At 65.3% G+C, this 18,055-nt stretch carries 24 protein-coding genes; 6 read left to right on the forward strand and 18 right to left on the reverse strand.

What is annotated here, in order from left to right:
* Positions 1-850: 850 nt before the first annotated feature.
* The gene (locus tag Q0743_RS12235; protein WP_298241779.1) at positions 851-1,393 is read right to left on the reverse strand and encodes a cytochrome c; all 543 of its coding nucleotides are present in this window, start codon (positions 1,391-1,393) and stop codon (positions 851-853) included.
* Positions 1,394-1,526: 133 nt separating this feature from the next.
* The gene (locus Q0743_RS12240; protein ID WP_298241780.1) at positions 1,527-2,129 is read right to left on the reverse strand and encodes a Crp/Fnr family transcriptional regulator; all 603 of its coding nucleotides are present in this window, start codon (positions 2,127-2,129) and stop codon (positions 1,527-1,529) included.
* A gap of 268 nt (positions 2,130-2,397) precedes the next feature.
* On the opposite strand from Q0743_RS12240, the gene Q0743_RS12245 reads away from it, so the two are divergent.
* Both Q0743_RS12245 and Q0743_RS12250 read left to right on the forward strand, forming a co-directional pair.
* Positions 2,398-2,610, forward strand: coding sequence for a hypothetical protein (locus tag Q0743_RS12245; RefSeq protein WP_298241781.1), 213 nt, complete (start codon positions 2,398-2,400; stop codon positions 2,608-2,610).
* A 190-nt stretch (positions 2,611-2,800) separates the two neighbouring features.
* The gene (locus tag Q0743_RS12250) at positions 2,801-3,118 is read left to right on the forward strand and encodes a helix-turn-helix transcriptional regulator (RefSeq protein ID WP_298241990.1); all 318 of its coding nucleotides are present in this window, start codon (positions 2,801-2,803) and stop codon (positions 3,116-3,118) included.
* Positions 3,119-3,253: 135 nt separating this feature from the next.
* Here the strand turns inward: Q0743_RS12250 and Q0743_RS12255 are convergent, their stop codons facing one another.
* The 14 genes from Q0743_RS12255 to Q0743_RS12320 form a co-directional block, all read right to left on the reverse strand.
* Positions 3,254-3,805: a YeeE/YedE thiosulfate transporter family protein gene (locus Q0743_RS12255; protein WP_298241782.1), complete on the reverse strand. Its 552-nt coding sequence runs from the start codon at positions 3,803-3,805 to the stop codon at positions 3,254-3,256.
* 13 nt (positions 3,806-3,818) lie between these two features.
* Positions 3,819-4,370 carry a YeeE/YedE thiosulfate transporter family protein gene (locus tag Q0743_RS12260; RefSeq protein WP_298241783.1) on the reverse strand — a complete coding sequence of 184 codons (552 nt, stop codon included), beginning with the start codon at positions 4,368-4,370 and terminating at the stop codon, positions 3,819-3,821.
* A gap of 83 nt (positions 4,371-4,453) precedes the next feature.
* Complete coding sequence (locus Q0743_RS12265) at positions 4,454-5,539, reverse strand: YeeE/YedE family protein (RefSeq protein ID WP_298241991.1); 1,086 nt, start codon at positions 5,537-5,539, stop codon at positions 4,454-4,456.
* 105 nt (positions 5,540-5,644) lie between these two features.
* Positions 5,645-6,088 carry a DsrE family protein gene (locus tag Q0743_RS12270; protein WP_298241784.1) on the reverse strand — a complete coding sequence of 148 codons (444 nt, stop codon included), beginning with the start codon at positions 6,086-6,088 and terminating at the stop codon, positions 5,645-5,647.
* An 8-nt stretch (positions 6,089-6,096) separates the two neighbouring features.
* Positions 6,097-7,002, reverse strand: coding sequence for an alpha/beta fold hydrolase (locus tag Q0743_RS12275; protein WP_298241785.1), 906 nt, complete (start codon positions 7,000-7,002; stop codon positions 6,097-6,099).
* 15 nt (positions 7,003-7,017) lie between these two features.
* Positions 7,018-7,416: a DsrE family protein gene (locus tag Q0743_RS12280; protein ID WP_298241992.1), complete on the reverse strand. Its 399-nt coding sequence runs from the start codon at positions 7,414-7,416 to the stop codon at positions 7,018-7,020.
* A 62-nt stretch (positions 7,417-7,478) separates the two neighbouring features.
* Entirely contained in the window at positions 7,479-8,171 is a 693-nt protein-coding gene (locus Q0743_RS12285) for a cytochrome c (protein WP_298241786.1), read from the reverse strand.
* Positions 8,155-9,417 (reverse strand): sulfite dehydrogenase, encoded by a 1,263-nt coding sequence (gene soxC, locus Q0743_RS12290; protein ID WP_298241787.1) that lies wholly within the window; start codon positions 9,415-9,417, stop codon positions 8,155-8,157. The genes Q0743_RS12285 and soxC overlap by 17 nt, the downstream gene beginning before the upstream one ends.
* A 6-nt stretch (positions 9,418-9,423) precedes the next feature.
* Positions 9,424-11,115 (reverse strand): thiosulfohydrolase SoxB, encoded by a 1,692-nt coding sequence (gene soxB / locus Q0743_RS12295; RefSeq protein WP_298241788.1) that lies wholly within the window; start codon positions 11,113-11,115, stop codon positions 9,424-9,426.
* 27 nt (positions 11,116-11,142) lie between these two features.
* Positions 11,143-11,964 carry a sulfur oxidation c-type cytochrome SoxA gene (gene soxA, locus Q0743_RS12300; RefSeq protein ID WP_298241789.1) on the reverse strand — a complete coding sequence of 274 codons (822 nt, stop codon included), beginning with the start codon at positions 11,962-11,964 and terminating at the stop codon, positions 11,143-11,145.
* Between the two features lie 28 nt (positions 11,965-11,992).
* Positions 11,993-12,319 carry a thiosulfate oxidation carrier complex protein SoxZ gene (gene soxZ, locus Q0743_RS12305; protein WP_298241790.1) on the reverse strand — a complete coding sequence of 109 codons (327 nt, stop codon included), beginning with the start codon at positions 12,317-12,319 and terminating at the stop codon, positions 11,993-11,995.
* A 20-nt stretch (positions 12,320-12,339) separates the two neighbouring features.
* Positions 12,340-12,792: a thiosulfate oxidation carrier protein SoxY gene (soxY, locus tag Q0743_RS12310; protein ID WP_298241791.1), complete on the reverse strand. Its 453-nt coding sequence runs from the start codon at positions 12,790-12,792 to the stop codon at positions 12,340-12,342.
* Between the two features lie 18 nt (positions 12,793-12,810).
* Positions 12,811-13,266, reverse strand: a complete 456-nt coding sequence (gene soxX / locus Q0743_RS12315) for a sulfur oxidation c-type cytochrome SoxX (RefSeq protein ID WP_298241792.1) — start codon at positions 13,264-13,266, stop codon at positions 12,811-12,813.
* A gap of 128 nt (positions 13,267-13,394) precedes the next feature.
* On the reverse strand, positions 13,395-13,961 hold the full coding sequence (locus Q0743_RS12320) for a thioredoxin family protein (RefSeq protein ID WP_298241993.1): 567 nt from the start codon (positions 13,959-13,961) through the stop codon (positions 13,395-13,397).
* A 98-nt stretch (positions 13,962-14,059) separates the two neighbouring features.
* Between Q0743_RS12320 and Q0743_RS12325 the strand changes: the two genes are divergently transcribed.
* Entirely contained in the window at positions 14,060-14,776 is a 717-nt protein-coding gene (locus Q0743_RS12325) for a hypothetical protein (RefSeq protein ID WP_298241793.1), read from the forward strand.
* Between the two features lie 2 nt (positions 14,777-14,778).
* Here Q0743_RS12325 and Q0743_RS12330 read toward each other — a convergent pair whose 3' ends face one another.
* Positions 14,779-15,510: a cytochrome c biogenesis protein CcdA gene (locus Q0743_RS12330; RefSeq protein WP_298241794.1), complete on the reverse strand. Its 732-nt coding sequence runs from the start codon at positions 15,508-15,510 to the stop codon at positions 14,779-14,781.
* A gap of 105 nt (positions 15,511-15,615) precedes the next feature.
* On the opposite strand from Q0743_RS12330, the gene Q0743_RS12335 reads away from it, so the two are divergent.
* From Q0743_RS12335 to Q0743_RS12345, 3 genes are all read left to right on the forward strand, one after another.
* Complete coding sequence (locus tag Q0743_RS12335; protein WP_298241994.1) at positions 15,616-15,987, forward strand: thioredoxin; 372 nt, start codon at positions 15,616-15,618, stop codon at positions 15,985-15,987.
* Positions 15,988-16,023: 36 nt separating this feature from the next.
* Complete coding sequence (locus Q0743_RS12340; protein WP_028137430.1) at positions 16,024-16,374, forward strand: metalloregulator ArsR/SmtB family transcription factor; 351 nt, start codon at positions 16,024-16,026, stop codon at positions 16,372-16,374.
* A 75-nt stretch (positions 16,375-16,449) separates the two neighbouring features.
* Positions 16,450-17,529, forward strand: coding sequence for a YeeE/YedE family protein (locus Q0743_RS12345; protein ID WP_298241795.1), 1,080 nt, complete (start codon positions 16,450-16,452; stop codon positions 17,527-17,529).
* 11 nt (positions 17,530-17,540) lie between these two features.
* Here the strand turns inward: Q0743_RS12345 and Q0743_RS12350 are convergent, their stop codons facing one another.
* On the reverse strand, positions 17,541-18,047 hold the full coding sequence (locus Q0743_RS12350; protein WP_298241796.1) for a DUF2249 domain-containing protein: 507 nt from the start codon (positions 18,045-18,047) through the stop codon (positions 17,541-17,543).
* Positions 18,048-18,055 lie beyond the last annotated feature (8 nt).

Here is an 18,055-nt window from a genome sequence, read left to right on the forward strand (position 1 = left end):
ACTCAGTAGATCGCAGCGGCGGTGCCGTAGGGTGGGCAAAGGCGCATAGCGCCGTGCCCACCACCTGTCTGATACGGCTACAGGAGCGTGGGCACGCTACGCTTTGCCCACCCTACGAGGTCGAGGCTGTGGCATGCAGATCAGCTCACAGACACGCCTTCGCGGCCTCGCGGCTTGTTTCGCCCGAGCTTTGCTTGATCTCTCCACCCTCCAATCCAAGAGGGCGCAGGGAAGGCCGGGTGCCGGCTGGCACCCGCGGTCCGCTGCGCGAATGATGCACGCAGAAGAACCGCACAGCAGCATACAGGTGTCGCCGATCACTCGGCCTTCCCTGCGCGATGGCTGGACGGCTTATGCCGTGATCTCCCGGGAGCCGACCATTCCTTCTGGCCTCCCTCGCCCTGCGAATTTGGATGATGCAGTCTGCCCGGTTGGGCTCGCTCGCACCTTCGCAGAACTTGACCGTGGCAACGACGGCCAGGACCACACGGTTTTGCCGTACGCACGGCCCGCCATTTCGCCCGCAGTATTCCCGACTCCGTCGACAGAGCCGGAAACTTACGAGCGAGACGAACCTAGCAGCGCCGTCGTCCGCACGCGGTTACGGACTCACAGGGACTACCCGCCCTGCCCGCACCTCTCATGCCGACGCTGCCGCGTCCACCGCAAGCCCGGCTCGCGAACAAGACGACCTCAAGTCGCCCCTCTTGGGTGAGCCGGGATGGGCAATACCTACGCCGAAACCGAATTTCGGTAAAGTGGAATATTTTTGCGCGCGAGGATTGACAGAGGCCGACACAGGCACTGTTGCACAGCCCCGGGCGCGATCCCACGCGCGCCTCCGCGACGATCATCGCAACCGATAGCTCGAATGGCAGGAGACGCAGTTCTGGGTGACGTGCGACAGGGCCGCCATCGTTCCCGCGCGATCCTGTGTCATCGCGGCCTTGGCGAACCCGCTCGCCGCCGTATGCATCGACAGGCCGATCCCGCGCATCGCCTCGGGCATATAGGCCTCCATCATCTCTTCCATTGTCTCAGGCTTCGGGGATCGATTCCCCGGAGGGCGGCTGACCTGCTGCGGCGACGGCGGCTTGCATCCTGCGGCCGACGGCGAATCCAGCCCCAGGCGCTCGGTGGCGGCTTTCGAGGCCGCGGCGTAGTCGTCCCTGGCCAGGGCATCGACGATCTCGTTCAGCGTCTGCAGGTGATCGCGCATATTGCCGAGGAAATGGGTCTGCATATCAGGCGGAAACTGCACCATCTCGCGCGTGTCCTCGGCGGCGCTGCCATGAGACATGTGGGAGTTCATGGCCTGACCCTGACCCTGGCTTTGTCCAGCCTGCATCTGATGATGCATGCCGGAATGGCTGGAGGTCTCGGCCGACGCCAAGGCCGCCATCGCCAGGATTGCAGTGCCGCACAATGCGGCTTTCGTCCACCACGACAACATGATCGATCCCTTCCGTCGCCAGGCGCCCCTCCTCCTTCTTAAACGGCCGTCCGCCGACGGCGTATGATTGCGATCATACCGCGCCTCTCAAGATGCGGATGTGTCCCTTGCTCCGTTCGATCTCACCGTCGGCGGCCATCCCCGCGAGCGTGCGATAGAGGGCTTCGTGCGCCAGCCCGAGCTCCGCTGCGAGATCCTTCAACGTCCCGGGCAGCGCCACGCTCCGCCCTTTGGCATCGGCGTTGACCGTCAGATAGTGCCTGACACGATCGCGAGCCGAGTGGATGTTGCGGCGTTCGAGCCGGGTTCGCAGCGTCATGACCTGGCGTGCGAGCATCGCCGAGAAAGCCAGCAGCCGCTTCGGGTCGCGTTCCAGTTCGGCGAGCAGAGCTGACTTCGGGTACAACCGCACGGTCGCCTCGCTCGAGGCAATGGCGTCGCAGTGGTAGGCTGACGAGAACAGTGACGCCTCTGCCAGCACGTCGCCGGGCGCGGCAAGCTGCAGAACAGCCTCGCGGCCGGAGCGATCGAGCCGCACCAGCCGTATCTTGCCCTTGACGACCTGGTAAAGTCCGACCGGTCTGGCGCCGGCGCGAAACAGATTCTGCCCCGCCCTCAGCAAGCGCTCCGACGCAGAAGCCGCAATGTTCGCCGAAATCCAATCAATCTGTTGCATGGGTCATCTCGGCTGACGGGAAAGCCCCCGGGGTGATGAGGCAGCATGGCTTACACGGCCAATGATGAGCCATGCGATTGCTTTTGCCAATTGAAGGGGCCGCGATGCCAAAATCAGGCTCAGCGCGACGCGAGACGGCCCAACCTTTCCAAGATTTCATGGAGGTCAAACCCAGTTGATTTGATTTTGCCGCCCGCGCGGTGAGACTTCCACAGTGCCGGCTACCTGATTTGGGATCCGGACGTTGCGATGGATGGAGCTGTCATCGATGCCGCAATTCGATCCTGAGCTCGTATTCACCATGAGGACGGCGCTCGAGGAGGCCATGACCAAGGTGCCTTCCGACCTGGTGACGATATCAACGAAGGCGTTCCTCGCCGAATGCATTCTCAAGGCAGCTGCGCAGGGACACACCAACTATGCCGATCTCGTCGCCGCTGCGACCGATCACATCCAGACGATCGCCTCAATGTTTTCCTGAAGGCCCGGCTTGATCTGCCTGCCGGCAGCCTGGGAGCGTGGCGTCAGAGGCCCGTCGCGGGCGAGCGCACCACAGGCTGGGCGCAGGGCCGACCGTCTCAGATCGACCATCGGGAGTGTTTCGCTGCGTGGCAACTCGGATCCCGGAGCGGTTTGACTGCGGTCATGCAGATGCTATTGAAATCACTGTCATGCGCCAATTGAACACGACCGAACTGGAACGGCAGGCCAAGGAGGTGGCTGCGCTCATGCGCATGTTCGCAAATGAGCACCGCCTGCTCATCCTTTGCAGGCTGGTGGAATATGGCGAGGTTGCCGCCAGTGCTCTGGCCGAAGACGTCGGCCTTTCCGCCTCGGCGCTATCCCAACACCTCGCGAAGCTGAAAGCAGAGGGCGTCGTCGCTGCCCGACGCGACGGGCAAACCATGTGGTATCGCATCGCAGACCGGCGGGTCGAAGAGCTGTTTTCGAGCTTGCACCGGCTCTTCTGTCGTACCCGCAAACGATGAGCTTGCCTCCCATGCTTCAGGAAGCGGGGAGCCCCTAAAGCGTGATGAGATTTGGACGAATCGTCATCGCGCTTCAGGCTGTTGTTTGCGCATGATCTTTCCGGAAAACCGCTTCGCGCTTTTCCGGATCATGCTTTAGCCCCTCTTCTGCCGGGCTTCACTGGATTCGACCCACCAGAAGAACAGCCCGGCACCGATTGCCAGTGCGGCGAACCAGGCAATATCGGGAATGTTCGTCACGTCGGGGAGGCGAACCTTGCCCAATGTCCAGACGTTGAGCACGTGGGCCTTCAGCCAGTCGAAACTCAGCGCGTAAAGGATGGCGCCGGCCACCATACCGAGCGCACCGACCAGCGCATGAACGCTGCCGGTGGCGATGGCGCCGAGCGCCGTTCCAGGACAGTAGCCATAGACCACCATGCCGACGCCGAACAATGCGGCGCCGAGCGCGACCGCCAGCATGTTGGCATCCTTCACGTAGTATTTCGTGTTGCCGGTATCGACGAGCAACAGCACGCCGATGCCGCCGACCACGATTGCCGTGCCCATCACCTTCAGCACGGTGAAGTCGCGCAGGCGGAACTGGTTCTCGATCACGTTGCAGCTGGTCACCTTGCCCCGCTGCAGCAGGAAGCCGAAGGCTGCGCCCATCACGAGCGGACCAAGGATCGTCATCATCGCGGTCATCTCCATCTCCCCTTTAGCGCTTGCGGAACATGAGCGCGGAAATGCCGAGCCCGGTGGCGAACATCACCGCGAGGAATAGCCAGCTCGACACCGCGAGCTGCAAGCCGCCGGAGATGCCGTGTCCGCTGGTACAGCCGCCGGCAAGCCGGGCGCCGTACATGATCACGACGCCACCGAGAAACGCGGCGACGAAACGCTTTGCGATCGACGGGCCGAAGCGCTCCTTCCAGACATCGGGCACGAGTTCGAGCCGCCACGTGCCCGACATCACCGCGGAGATGAACGCGCCTGCGGGAATGCCGACGAGGAACCAGACACCGTAGTCCCACTTCAGCGGCATGCTCTTCCAGTAAGCGTTCTGCGCCACCGCCTCGGGGCCAATGACGGGAACGGCAAACAGGGAGGCGATGCGCGAATAGGCGGTGGTAACGCCGAGCGGATCGCCGAACACCGCAAAGGCGATCCAGCTCAGCAGGCCTATCCCGGCGCCGACGAGATAAGGCGACCAGTCAATCCGCGCCGTGCGCGGCGTTTCGCGAACGTAGCTTTCCGTGATGGTGGTCATGTGCGTTTCCCCTGGGTAGCGGCGCGATCGAGCCGCGTCGGGGAATCATATTCAATAAAGTGAATTTAGCAAACTCTAAAATATCAGACGCGCCGCGATCCCACCGCTTGGTGCGGCTGCGGCATGCCGGCACGATCGACCAGCAGATCGGTCAGCCCAGCCCCCAGCCACATGCCGCCGAGCACGAGCCAGGCGGTCAGCGCGAAGACCGAGGCGCCGGTGACACCGGCGCCGACCGCGCAGCCACCGGCGAGCATCGCGCCGAAGCCCATCAGCACGGCCCCCAGCAGATAGCGCCGCATGCCGAGCCCGTCCGAGAAGCCCTCGAGCTTCAGTTCATGGCTACGCGCGGCGGCCAGAAACGAGCCGAGGAACACGCCGGGGATGATGCCGAGGTCGAAGCCGAGCCGGAGCTGCGCGCTGTTGAGCACCAGCATCAAGAGCTCGGCCGACGGTCCGCTGAACGTGAGGCTCTTCAGCGTCACCGGCGCGAAGGAGGCCTGCGACAGCTGGTAGGTGAAGAGCCAGCCGGCGACGACGGCCGCGCCGGTTGCAAGCGCTGCCAGGATCAGCCGGCGCGGCAACCGGCTGCGAAAGGCGAAGGACAGGCCCGCAATCAGCCATACGCCTCCGAAGGCGAGCTTCTCCGGCGTGCCGGCCCCGAACATCGCCATGATGTCGCGCGACGGGCCGCCGTCAACCAGCCACAGATTGGTCACCCATTCGCGCGCGGGCGACAGCAGGCCGCGATAGGAGGCTTGCGCGGTCACCGCGAACACCAACCCCGACAGCAAGGCCCGGAGATTGCCGTTGGCCGAGAGCACCAAAAGCCGGCTGGCGCAGCCCCGTGCCAAAATCATCCCGCACCCGAACATCACGCCGCCGAGCAGCGCGCCGGAGATGCTGCCCTGCTGCGCGAGCTGGCGCGCCTCGGAGACGTCGAGCCAGCCGAGCGCGACCAGGCCTTGCGTGCCGACCAGCGCCGCGGCGAAGGTCAGGAGCCAGACCGCAAGGCGCGGCCCGCCCTCGCCGCGCGAGAATTCGACGGCCGCGGCGCGCAGGCAAAAGCGGCTGCGCTGCGCGAAGAACCCGAACAGGCCTCCGACCAGAAGGCCGCCGAGCCATGACAGCCGGTCTTCCCCTACGAGATCGATGATCGACGTCAGCACGTCCGCCTCGCCTGTTCCTGCGCGCATGCGAGTCTACCGATCTCCTCGTCGCCTCCCATGAGCCAGATCAAGGCTCGACGCCGCGGGATGCGGAACATAGCGGCTTCAGGGGCGCAAATAGGCAAATCCCTGCTGCTGCAGCTCGGCGAGCCGCACCACGCCGCCCTTCTCGGCCACCACGAAGCCGGGCGTAAGATCATCGAGCTTGACGCCTTGTGCCTTCATGGTGTTGGCGCAGGCATCGAAGCCGACGCCGGCATCGACGAGCTTCGCCATCATCGCAATGGTGTGGTCCTGGGCCGCGAGCGCGTGGAAGGCGCGGAGCGCCGGCCCATGCACCACCAGCCTGATGTCGGCCTTACCGGGTCCACCGACGCCATCGACGTGGTTCTGCAGATTGCCCAGAACGAAGACGACGCGGTCGGCATCAGCGAGATGATAGGCGACGCGCTGCCGCGCCGGCGTTTCCGTCGCCGCGGACGCCTGGCGCACGGTGAAGGCACCAAATAGTCCGGCAAGGCTCGCGCGAAGCATGGATCGACGCTGCATGGTTCCCCCTATCGTGTCTGCTTGATGAACTCGGCGATGCGATCGGCGACGTCTTCGGCGAACAGGTCGCGGAAGAAATGATCGGCATCCTCGATCTTGTCGAGCTGGACCCTGCCCCCGCTCGACCCGGCAAGGGATGCGAAAGCCGCTTCCACGTCGGGCACGACGCTGTCCTTGGTCGCGGCCAACACCAGCACCGGCAGTTTTACGCGCGCCACGAGCGCGGCGGTGTCCTGGCCCGCGTCGGCCGCGTAGAACGAGGCAAATGCGCGGGCGGATGCCACGGCATTGCGACAATAGATGAAGCCGGGGACGTCCATCCACTCCCCGCCGCCGCCCGCCGCAACCGCTTTCGTGGCCAGCTCCAGAAACGGTTCGAGCGGCTTGCCATAGGTCTTGGCGTAGGAGGCGCGCAAATCGGCCTCGGCTTTCGCAGTCACCGGCGCCAGCAGCACCGCACCCGCGACCTGCGGGGTGCCGCTGGCTGCGAGATAGCGCGCGACCTGGTTGCCGCCGCGCGAATGGCCGAACGCGAAGACCAGCCGGGACACGTCCTTCGCCCGACCGACCCAGGCGTCGATCTCGGCAACGGCGTCCTCGGCGACATAGTCATGCCGCACGGCGCAGTCATACATGCCCTTGCGGCGATCAACCCCGAGCGACAGCGTATGGACGAGCGAGGCGATGCCGCGCTGCTCCAGCGCCTTGGCAACGCCCTGAATGACCTCCATGTCCTTGTGCGCGAGCGTGCCGTGGGTCATCACGACGAGCGGCGTGTCCGGCGTCATCTCGGCCGGCGTGCGCAGCGTCGCCAGCGTCGTACGGCCGGCGACCGACAGTTCGAGCTCCTGCTCGGCCGCGTATGCGGACCCTGCGAACGCGAGCACGACAGTCAGTCCCAGCAACCATCGCATCGTCGGCGATCTCCCCTATGGCCGGACAATCGTCCAGTTCTTCTCCGCCAAATCCATCAGCGCGGCAACCCCGACCTGCGTGACGCTGACGCCCTCGATCAGGGGTGGTCGCCTGTCCTCCTTCGCCGCCAGCGTCTCCAGCGTATTGCCGCAGGCGATGAAGCTGACATTGGGCATCGATTTCAGGAAATTCACCAGACGCTCCTTCACCGGCGAGCGGTCCGCGAGCAGCATGTCGAGGCCGCCGTTGAAGGCGACAATCACGATCTCGACGTCCTCGCCCTGCCCGGAATAATGCCGCGAGACGTTGGCGGCGACATCGAGCACGGCACGCATCTTGACCGGGTCGTCGTCGCTGATCTGCAGCGCGAGCCTGTGAGGCTCCGCCGCCCGGGTCACGGCCGGATGGATCATGGCGAGCAGGCCGGCCGCGACAGCCGCATGCAGCAGCGTGCGGCGGCTCGCCCGGCCGTCTCTCACTCCACGCCCCGCGACTTCTTCTCCTTGCCGTCCTCGGGCGTGACGTCGATGGCGGCAGCGCGCCCGGTGATCTTCACCGGGGCGATGCAATCCTTCATGCAGGGGTCCTTCTGCCAGAACGACTTCTCGCTGGTGGCACGGTCGTCCATCACAAAGCCCTGCTCGTTCGGCATCTTGATCGCGGCGAGGGTCTTCTTGTTCAGCTCGAAATTCTGATCGGTGACGACGTCGTTGAGATACAGGACGTAGGCGACCAGCGCGTAATATTCGTCGACCGACAACGACCCCGTATTGCCGTAAGGCATGGCGTGCCTGACGTAGTCGAACACGGTGGAGGCATAGGGCCAGTAGGAGCCGACCGTCTTGACCGGATTGTCCGATGTCAGCGAGCCCTTGCCGCCGGCCAGCACCGGCCAGCGGCCGTTGCCCTCGCCGAACTCGCCGTGGCAGGTCGCGCAATTGTCCATGAACAGCTTTTCGCCCTGCGCGACGGTGCCCTTGCCTTCCGGCAGGCCCTGCCCGTCCGGACGCACGTCGATGTCCCAGCCGCGGATCTCGTCCGCGGTCGGCGCGCGGCCGATGTGATAGCGCGGACCGCTCTTGGCATCTGCCTTCTGCTGCGCAAGCGCCGGCGCACTCAGCGCACAGGCGAACAGCGCGGCTGCAACGAACTTAAGCGACTTCGACATTCTCGACCTCACCATTGGCCTGCACATGCCAGGTCTGGATGCCATTGTTGTGATAGATGGAGTTGACGCCGCGGATCTTGCGCAGCTCGGCCTTGCTCGGCTGCACATAGCCGGTCTCGTCCTGCACGCGCGATTGCAGCAGCAGCGGCTCGCCGTTCCAGTCGAACTCGTAGTAGAAACGCGTCAGCGCCTTGTCGAGCACGGGCCCGTCGAGCCGTGCCGGCCACCAGTTGCGGCCGCCGTCGAGCGACACGTCGACGCGCTTGACCTTGCCGTTGCCGCTCCAGGCCAGACCCGAGACGATGGTGAAACCCTTGCCGTGCTTGATCGGCGCCTGCGGACTCGGGCTCGTGATCACGGACTTGGCGTCCATCGACCAGGTGAAGCGGCGCGCCTTGCCGTTCGGCATGAGGTCCGTGTATTTCGACGTCTCCTCGCGGGTGTGCCAGGGCTGGTCGCCGACCTTGATGCGGCGCAGCCACTTGACCCAGAGATTGCCCTGCCAGCCCGGCACCACGAGCCGCATCGGATAGCCCTGCTCGGGATAGAGCGCCTCGCCGTTCATCTTGTAGGCGATGATGCAATCGTCGAGCGCCTTCTCGATCGGCAGGCTGCGGTCCATCGCGGCGGCGTCGGCGCCTTCGACCAGCAGCCACTTGCCGTTGGTCTTGACGCCGGCTTCTTCCAGCAGCGTGCGCAGCGAGACGCCGGTGTACTGCACGCAATGGATCATGCCGTGGGTGAACTGGCAGCCGTTGAGCTGGGCACCGCGCCATTCCATGCCCGAATTCGCCGCGCACTCCATGAAGTGGATGCGGTTGACGCGCGGATAGCGCTTCAGCTCCTCCAGCGTGAGAATAAGCGGACGCTCGACGAGGCCGTGGATCATCAGGCGGTGATCGGCCGGATCGACCTCCGCGATGCCGCCGTGATGCCGCTCGAAGCAGAGCCCGTTCGGCGTGATGATGCCTTCGAGCTCGTGCAGTGGCGTGAAGCTCACCGAGGATTCGCGCGAGGCGGTCAGCCATTCGACGTCGCGCCGGACCACGTCCTTCTCGAATTTCGACGGCTTGCCGTAGGGGCGCACCGCGACGCCCTCGCCCAGCGACTTGGTCCATTCCGGCACGTTGGGCGGCTGGTTGGCGGGATTGCCGCCGGCGGCGGCCGGCCTTGCCAGCATCGTGGCCGCAACGCCTGCGCCGGCGGCCAGGAAGCTGCGACGGGATTGGCTGTCTGTCTTCGACATCGCTTCTTACGCTCCGGTAACTTTGACGGCCCGGTTGGGCTCGAGCCGAACGGTCTTCTGCCGCGTCAAATAGTTCGCGACGACGTCCCAGATCGGCGGCCCCTCGGTGCCTTCGTTGACGCTGGCCCAGCCCGCGACCTGATATTCCCTTGCGGGATCGATCGGCGCGCCTGTCTTGACCATCTGCATGTCCGAGATGCGCTGGCCTTGCGGCTTGGCGACGTCGATCGCGTAGGACAGACCGCCGATCCGCACCATGTCGCCGCCCTGCTGGTAATAGGGATCGACATTGAAGAGATTGTCGGCGACGTCCTCGATGATCTCCTTCAGCCGCGCGCCGGTCATGCCCATGCGGTAGACCGCGGGATAGGTGATCGCGGTGGCGTTGGTGACGTCCTCGAAGGTGATGTCCTGCCCCGGCAGCACGCTGGTGCCCCAGCGGAAGCCGGGCGACAGCGCGATCTCGGCGTCGCGCTCCTGCAGCAAGGCCTGGCAGATCAGATCGTCGAAGGTGCCGTTGAAATTGCCGCGCCGGTAGAGCAGCGAGTCGGTCTTGCCGAGCACTTTGGCGAGATCGGCCGCAAAGGGTTTTCGCACCTCGGCGATCTTGGCCGCCATCTCGGCGTCTGCACTGATCACGTCGGAGAACAGCGGGATCAGCTTGTACCTGTAGGCCTTGACCTCGCCGTCGCGGACGTCGAGATCGAGCCGCGAGACGAACTTGCCGGACGAGCCCGAGGCGATCAGCAGGGTCTTGCCGACCTTCACCGCCTCGGGCAGCGCGTCATGGGTATGCCCGGTCAGGATGACGTCGATGCCCTTGACGCGGCTTGCGAGCTTGCGGTCGACGTCGAAGCCGTTATGGGAGAGCAGCACGACGAGCTGCGCGCCGCCCTTGCGGGCCTTGTCGACCTGCGCCTGGACGTCCTCCTCGCGCACGCCGAACGACCAGTTCGGAATCATCCAGCGCGGATTGGCCACCGGCGTATAGGGGAAAGCCTGGCCAAGCACCGCGATCTTGACGCCGCCGCGCTCGATCATGGTCGAGGCCTCGAAGGCCGCCTCGTTCCATTCGGTGTCGCGGATGTTGAGGCCAAGGAACGGGAAGCCGAGGCCGTCGATGGCCTGCTTCACCCGCTCGGTGCCGTAGGTGAACTCCCAGTGACCGGTCATGGCGTCGGGCTTGAGCAGCGCCATGCAGTCGATCATGTCCTGGCCGCGCGTCTTCAGCGACGACCACGAGCCTTGCCAGGTGTCGCCGCCGTCGAGCAGCGCGACCTTGTCGCCGCGCTCGGCGCGGATCGCCTTGATCACGGTCGCGGCGCGATCGAGTCCGCCGATCCGGCCATAGCTCTTGGCCAGCGCCTCGAAATCCTCCGAGGTCAGCGCGTAGGCCGCGGACGAGCCGGGCGCGATGCCGAAGCGGGCGAGAAACTCCTTGCCGGTGACATGCGGCGGCTGGCCCTTGGCCTCGCCCACCCCGAGATTGGTCGAGGGCTCGCGGAAATACAGCGGCATCAGCTGGCCGTGGATATCGGTCACGTGCACCAGCGTGACGTTGCCGAGCGGCTCGAAGGCCAGCAATTCCTTTTCGGTCAGGCGCTGCTGGGCGACCGCCCGGGTCAGGCCGGAGCCGACGCCGCTCGAGAGCGCCGCGGTGGCCGCGGCAACCTGAATGAACTCGCGGCGAGAGATCATGCGCAATGCTCCTGCAAGCTCATCGTTTCAGTTGCGCACCGACGGCGTCTCGACGGGAAGGCCGATGCCGCGCCAGGCGACATAGAGCTCGAGCGCGAGGAACTCGTCCGAGAGCGGCTTGAACGGCTCGGCGCGCACGTCGAACATGCAGCCTTCGAAGCGCTCATGCAGCGGCACCAGGCGCTGGTCGCGCAGCCGGTAGGTCGGAAAACCGTTGGTCTGGCCCTGGCTGAGGAAATCGGCCCGCATGAACTTGCCGTTGTTGCGCTCGTGGCAGGATTCGCAGGCGAGATCGAGCTGGCCGTAGCGGGTGTAATAGATCTGCTTGCCGCGCTCGAACCAGGGCGACATCGGCCCGTCGGTCTTCACCGAAACCTTCATGCCGTGCGACTGGTAGCGCACGAAGGTGGTCATGTCGGTGAGCTCCCTCGACTTGAACTTCCAGGGCTCGGCCTTCATGTGCTCGGTGCGGCAGATGTTGATGCGCTGCTCGAGATTGACCGGCTTTTTCAGCTTGTCGTCCCATTTCGGCATGGCGGCGCCGACGCCCTTCATGCTGGTCTCAGCCTCGCCGTGGCAGCTCATGCAGGACTTGCCCTCGCTGCCTTCCGCCTTCTTCCAGGCGTCGGCCGCGCGCTCCACGGCGAGGAAGCCGGGGTTTTCGAGATCGTCGTCCTGCAGCGCACGGGTCTCCTTGCTGCGGAATTCGTAGCCGGAGATGATGGTCTTGAAGACATGGCCGGGCGGCGCCGGGATGCCCTTGCGCTCGGCGTCGTCCGCGACCGCGAGGGTCGCAACCGACGCGGCAGCCACGACCAGAGCGGTCAACCCAAGATATCGTCGCGCCATCCGTGCCTCCCTCAATGCGCGGTGCGCATCATGCCTTGAGCGCAATCTTCTCTTCGGCGGTGATCACCGAGCCGTCGTCGTCGGTCCAGGCGAACTTGAAGGTTCCGGCCTCGTCGATCCTGGCGTCGAACTGGATGTAGGGATTGGCCGAGATTGCCGGCTCCAGCGCACAGGAGAACACCGGCTTGCCGTTGAACTCGCAGGCGAACTTGTTGATGATCTTGCGCGGAATGGCCTTGCCCTGCGCGTCCTTGCGCTGGCCCGATTCCATGACATGCGAGACCAGGGTCTTGATCTGGATCACCTCGCCCTTGGCCGCTTCCTTGGGGAGCTTGATGCGCGGTTTGTCTGCCATTGTTCCTCTCCTGAAGCCCTTTAGCCGCCGCAGCCGCCGATGGTGACCTTGACGGTCTTCTGCTCCGTGAACAGCGACCCGTCACTCATCTTCGCGACCGCGATCACGTTCTGCGTGGTCGCGAGCCGGATCCGGATCGCGGCCTCCGCCTTGCCCGACATCGGCGTGAACGACAGCGTCGCCACACCCGCATTCGGGTTGCCGTCGGCGATGATCATGACGTCCTTGACGTAGGAGTCCGCGGTCATCGGGCTCTCGATGTTGATCGACAGCGGAACGGTGTTGCCGTTCTCCGCGATCTCCGGCAGGTCGAGCGAGATCTTGCCCTTGACCGGCTGCTTGCCGCCGGTGAACTTCTCGATCCACTTCGCCGCGTCGCCCGTCACTTCGGCATCCGCCGCCATGGGCATCAGCGTCAGCATGACGAAGCCGCCCCCGAGCGCAAATGCTTGCCGTCGATTGATGGCTTTCATTCCTGATCCTCCTCGCCGTCAGTTCAGCGTCTTGAGAAAAGCGATGACGTCCTCGACCTGTGCGGCCGTCAAAATGGACTTGCCGACGAATTCCGGTCGCACCCGGCTGAGGCCGTCGTTCTTGAAGAACGCCGGCATGACCGTGTTGGTGAAGATGCGCTTGGGGTCGGCGATGATGAGGCGCAATTGCGCCTCGCTGTAGCGGCCGGCGACGCCGTCCAGGGACGGGCCGAACTCGCCGTGGAATTCCTCGGATTTCAGGCTGGTGACCTGATGGCAGGCCAGGCAATTGCCGAGCGTGCGCGTCAAGAACACCTTCTTGCCGGCGGCGGCATCGCCGGGCGCGCCGGTCAGGGATTTGGGCAAGGCGTCGTTGACGACATCGAGCTTGATCGGCTCCTTGACGGCCTCTTGCGCGAGGCCGGCACTGGCCGACAGACAAAGTGCAACCGCAGCCGCAAGCGAGCGCCGCATGTTTCCTACCCTTATCGCGGGGTGACGCCCGCTTTCCATCACGACGGACTCACGGTCCATCAAATTCAGTTATTATGATATGTTCATATGATTGGCGCCGTCAAGCGGAATTCGCTGGACGCAGCCCGTCAACCGTTGGCGGCCAGGAAATCCCGGAACGAGCCGCGCTCATAGGCACGCTCCCGCACGAAGCGGAACATCGCCAGGAAGTGCGGCGGCTTGAGATAGCCGGGGGCCCGCGCCACCTCGCGCGTCATCGCCTCTTTCGCTGCGAGGCCTTCGGCGGACGGCGGGAAGAACTGGAAGGTCGGCGTGAAGCGGATGCCGTATTTGCGGGCGAGGTCCTTCTCCGCCAACTCCTCGCGGTCGAAATCGGTCACCTTGCGCGAGCCGACCAGGTTGAGCTGCAGCACTTCGAAATTGTCGCGGATATAGCTGGCGATGCCGGCATCGGCGAAGTTCACCAGATGCGTCTCGCGGCAATAGGGACAGCCGCGCAGCTCCCACATGATGGCGAGGCGCTTGCCGCCGGCGGTCGCGCTCTCCAGGTCTTCGCGCAGATCGAGGAAGCTCTGCAAGAACCAGGGCTCGTGATAGAGCCCGTCCTCCCCGACGGCGGGCTCGGCCGCCGCCGCGCCGCGCCCGGCCAATGCCGCGCCAGCGACCAGTGAGAGCAGACCGCGTCGCGTCGGCATGCGCAGCGACATCGGGGTTTGGTGCGTCGGAAGATCTTGCGCGTTGCTCATTTTCATTATGATATTCGAATACACGAATGTGACAAGGAGTTCCGATCTTGCGCTGCACCATCGCGCTGCTGGCGTGGCTCGCCTCGAACGCGCTCGCGTTCGGCGCGGACGCCGACAAGCCGGCGGATTTCATGACGGCGATGCCGCCGATCATGGCCAACTTACGCACGGCAGCGAGCTATGCCCGCACCGGAAACATCGCGCTGGCGCAGATCGAGACCGACGAGGCGGTCGCCCGCTGGAAACGGCTTGCGCCGGCCACCAATCCCCTGCCCGCTCACGCACCGGCCGATCTGTCGGGGTTTCTCGACCGGGGGCGCGACCGACTCACGGCGATCACGGGCGCGCTGGACCGCGGCGACAACGTCGCCGCCGGCCGCGAGCTGCTTGCGATCCGGCAGGCCCTTCACGCGCTCAGGCGCCAGGCGGGCCTCTACGATCTCGGCGACTGCGTCTTCGAGATCGCGCCCGCCATGGAAACCTTGCGTCTCGCCGCGATCCGATACGGCGACCAGCCGGCTTCTGCGAATGCCGAAGACACCGTCGCCGCCGCGAGCGCATTCCGCGATCGGCTGCAACGCTGTAACGAATGGGCCAATGGCGAGATCGCCGCTCAAGGCGAGTTCCGCCGCCTGATCGATGGTGCCATCGCCAGCAGCGGCGAGATCGCGCATGCCGCGATGGCGGGCGACGGCCCCCTCGTGCATCGCTACCTCATCGAGCTGCAGTCCTTTGCCCAGTTGCTCGACTTCCGCTACGGCTAGCCTCAGCCGATGCTGGTCAAAACAGGGAATTGCTCGAGCAGCCATTCCGAGACGGCGGGCATCAATCCGGTCAGGAACATGAGGCCCGTCGCGACCAGGAACACGCCCATCGTCTTCTCGATCAGGCCGAGATGCTTGCGCAGGCGGCCAAGCGCGGCGATGAAGCGGCCGGTGAAGGCCGCCGCGATCAGAAAGGGAATGCCGGTCCCGACCGAATAGGCGAGCAGCAGCAGCGCCCCTCGCCCGGTCGTGTCCTCCGAGCCCGCCATCAAGAGCACGGCGGCGAGGATCGGGCCCGCGCAAGGGGTCCAGCCGAACGCAAAGGCCAGCCCCATGACGAAGGCCCCCGCCACGCCGGCCGGGCGGTTGTCGACCTGCACGGTCGCACTGCGATAGAACAGAGGTATCCTGAGCAGTCCCAGAAAATGCAGGCCCATGACGATGATGAGCCCACCCGCGACGATGCCGAGTGTCGACAGATGCGCGGAGATGAAGCGCCCCGCGATCGAGGCGGTCGAGCCGAGCGCGATGAAGACCAGCGAAAAACCTGCCACGAAAGCGAGCGCCGAGAGCAGGATGCGCGGCCGCAGATCCGGCCTGTCGCCGGACAGATCCGTGACCGAAACGCCGGCCATGTAGCACAGGAAAGGCGGGACCAGAGGCAGGATGCAGGGCGACAGAAACGACAACAGGCCTGCGACAAAGGCCGCGCCCAGCGTGACGTCCAAGGTCATTTCCGCCCCATCCCTAGCACATATACGAATTCAATGATATAAAGCGCCGAGAACGTCTGGAAAGCAAGCCCGCCACGCAGATCCGAAAAGGCCCGATTGCGCAGCATGAACAGAATCGTCGTTTTGTTTGCCCTCGTCGTCGGGCTCGCGCTGCCCGCGACCGCATCGCGCGCCGCTGAGCTCGTCATGTTCGAGCGGCCCGGCTGCGCCTGGTGCGCGCGCTTCAATGCCGAGATCGGGCCGATCTACGGCAAGACCGGGGAGAGCCGGGCCGCACCGCTGCGCCGGGTCGACCTGAGCGGCCCCCTTCCCGCCGATCTCGCCGGAATCGAGCCGGGTCCCTTCACGCCGACGTTCGTCGTGGTACAAGAGGGCCGTGAGATCGGACGCATTCGCGGCTATCCGGGGGATGCCTTCTTCTTCGGCCTGTTGGACCGAATCCTGTCAAGCACGGGATCGGAACCCGAGAGGTCGTAACCGTTCTTGCCGATGTGCCGAGAGGAACTTGACGCGATGCCATTGCCGAAGCTGAAGGAGATCGAGGGCTCCGCCGAACTCGAGCAGATGATCGAGAAGGCACGCGAGGCCAGCGACATGCTCAAGGCGCTGTCTCACGAGTCCCGACTTCTGCTGCTCTGCATCCTCGCCGAGGGCGAGAAATCCGTGACCGAGCTCGAGCAGTTCCTGGGCGAGCGGCAATCGACCGTCTCGCAGCAGCTGGCGCGGCTGCGGCTCGACCGGCTGGTGACGACCCGGCGCGACGGCAAGACGATCTACTACAGTCTCGCCAGCGAGGACGTCCGCAAGATTCTCACGGCCGTTTACGACGTATTCTGCGAGCCGGTGCGCCGACGCCGGCGGTAGTTGCTTGCGCGCTGGCTTTTGTCGCCCCACCGGCGCAGACTACCCGCGGGCTAACCAAGAAAAGAAGCGGGAGGAATGCTGAGCCCTTCGATCATAGCCTTCGCATGCGGGCTTGCCGCCGGCGCCGTGCTCGGCGTTGCCGGCCGCGCGGGACGCTTCTGCACGCTGGCGATGCTCGAGGACGCATTCTTCGGATCGGATTATCGGCGGCTGAAATCCTTTGCGCTGGCTGCTGCGGTCGCGCTGCTCGCGACCCAGGCGCTCTCCGCGTTCGGCATCGTCGATCTGTCGCGCTCGATCTACCTCACGGCGTCGATCGGCCTCGGCGGCGCGATCCTCGGCGGGCTGATGTTCGGCGTCGGCATGGCCCTGGTCGGCACCTGCGGCTTCGGCACCCTGGTACGCGTCGGTGGCGGCGATTTGCGTGCCATTGTTGTCTTTCTCGTGCTCGGCCTGTCGGCGCTCGCCACCATGCGCGGCATCACCGGCATGCTGCGCGTGGCCTTGATCGAGCCGCTATCCCTGCGGCTCACGGAGGGCAGCAACCAGACGCTGACGTCGCTGCTCGGCGCCGGCGGCACGATGCGCGCGATCCTCGTAATTATCCTTTCCGCCGCGCTCGCCTTCTGGGCCCTTGCCGATGGCAGGCTGATGCGGTCACCGCGGCTGCTGGCCTCCGGCATTGCCGTCGGCGCCGCAATCGCATTCGGCTGGTTTGCGACCGGATGGCTCACCGACGACGAGTTCGATCCCGTCCGGGTCTCCTCGCTCAGCTTCGTGGCGCCGCTTGGCGACGCCATCCTCTACATCGCAACGTTCTCCGGCGCGCGGCTCAATTTCGGCATCGGCTCGGTTGCCGGTGTCGTCGCAGGCTCGTTCGCCGCTGCGATACTCGCGCGCGGCTTCCGCTGGGAGGCCTGCGACGACGCGCGCGAGTTGAAGCGTCACATGATCGGCGCGCTGCTGATGGGCATCGGCGGCATCATGTCGATGGGCTGCACCATCGGCCAGGGCCTGAGCGCGTTTTCGACGCTCGCGGTTTCGGCCCCCGTCACGATGCTCGCCATCGTCTGCGGCGCGCGCCTCGGGCTCGAGTTCACGATGACCGGCGAGTGGCTCCCGGCCGTGCGCAGACTGTTCGGGGCCTCGACCTGACGGGTTCTCCGTCACTGAGACGGCGCACGCACCGTGAGCTCGTAGGTGACGCCGTCGGGCAGAAAGCCGCCGAGCCAGTTGTAGCCCCTCTTCTCCAGCTGCGGAAACAGGAACAACGGCTCGCGGCTGAGAAACGCCGTCAGCGTTTCTCCGGGCCCCAAGCTCTCGGCCGCGGCGAGAATCCTGGTCATCGGCTCCGGCGGATCGAGCTCCTTGGTATCGAGCCGCAGCTTCGAATCCGGCCATTTGGCGCTGGGCTGCGCTCTTGTTGCCAGAACCTCGGCGGGCGCCCCGGTCGGCGTGAACAGCACCTGCCAGTCACCGCCGCCGATCTCCGTCGCGGAATGGGCAAAGCCCTTGCCGGCCATCACGTCGAACAAGGGCACCGGCTTGAAGGGCGCGTAGAGCCGGATGCCCTGGCCCGGCTGGACGCTGTCCACGGCGGCCATGATGGTCGAGAAGGGCTCGCCGCCGGCGCGCAGGATCGGACGGACATCGACATCGAGGTAGTCGGTCATCTCTTGTC

Source organism: uncultured Bradyrhizobium sp. (assembly GCF_936943645.1).
Classification (GTDB): Bacteria; Pseudomonadota; Alphaproteobacteria; order Rhizobiales; family Xanthobacteraceae; genus Bradyrhizobium.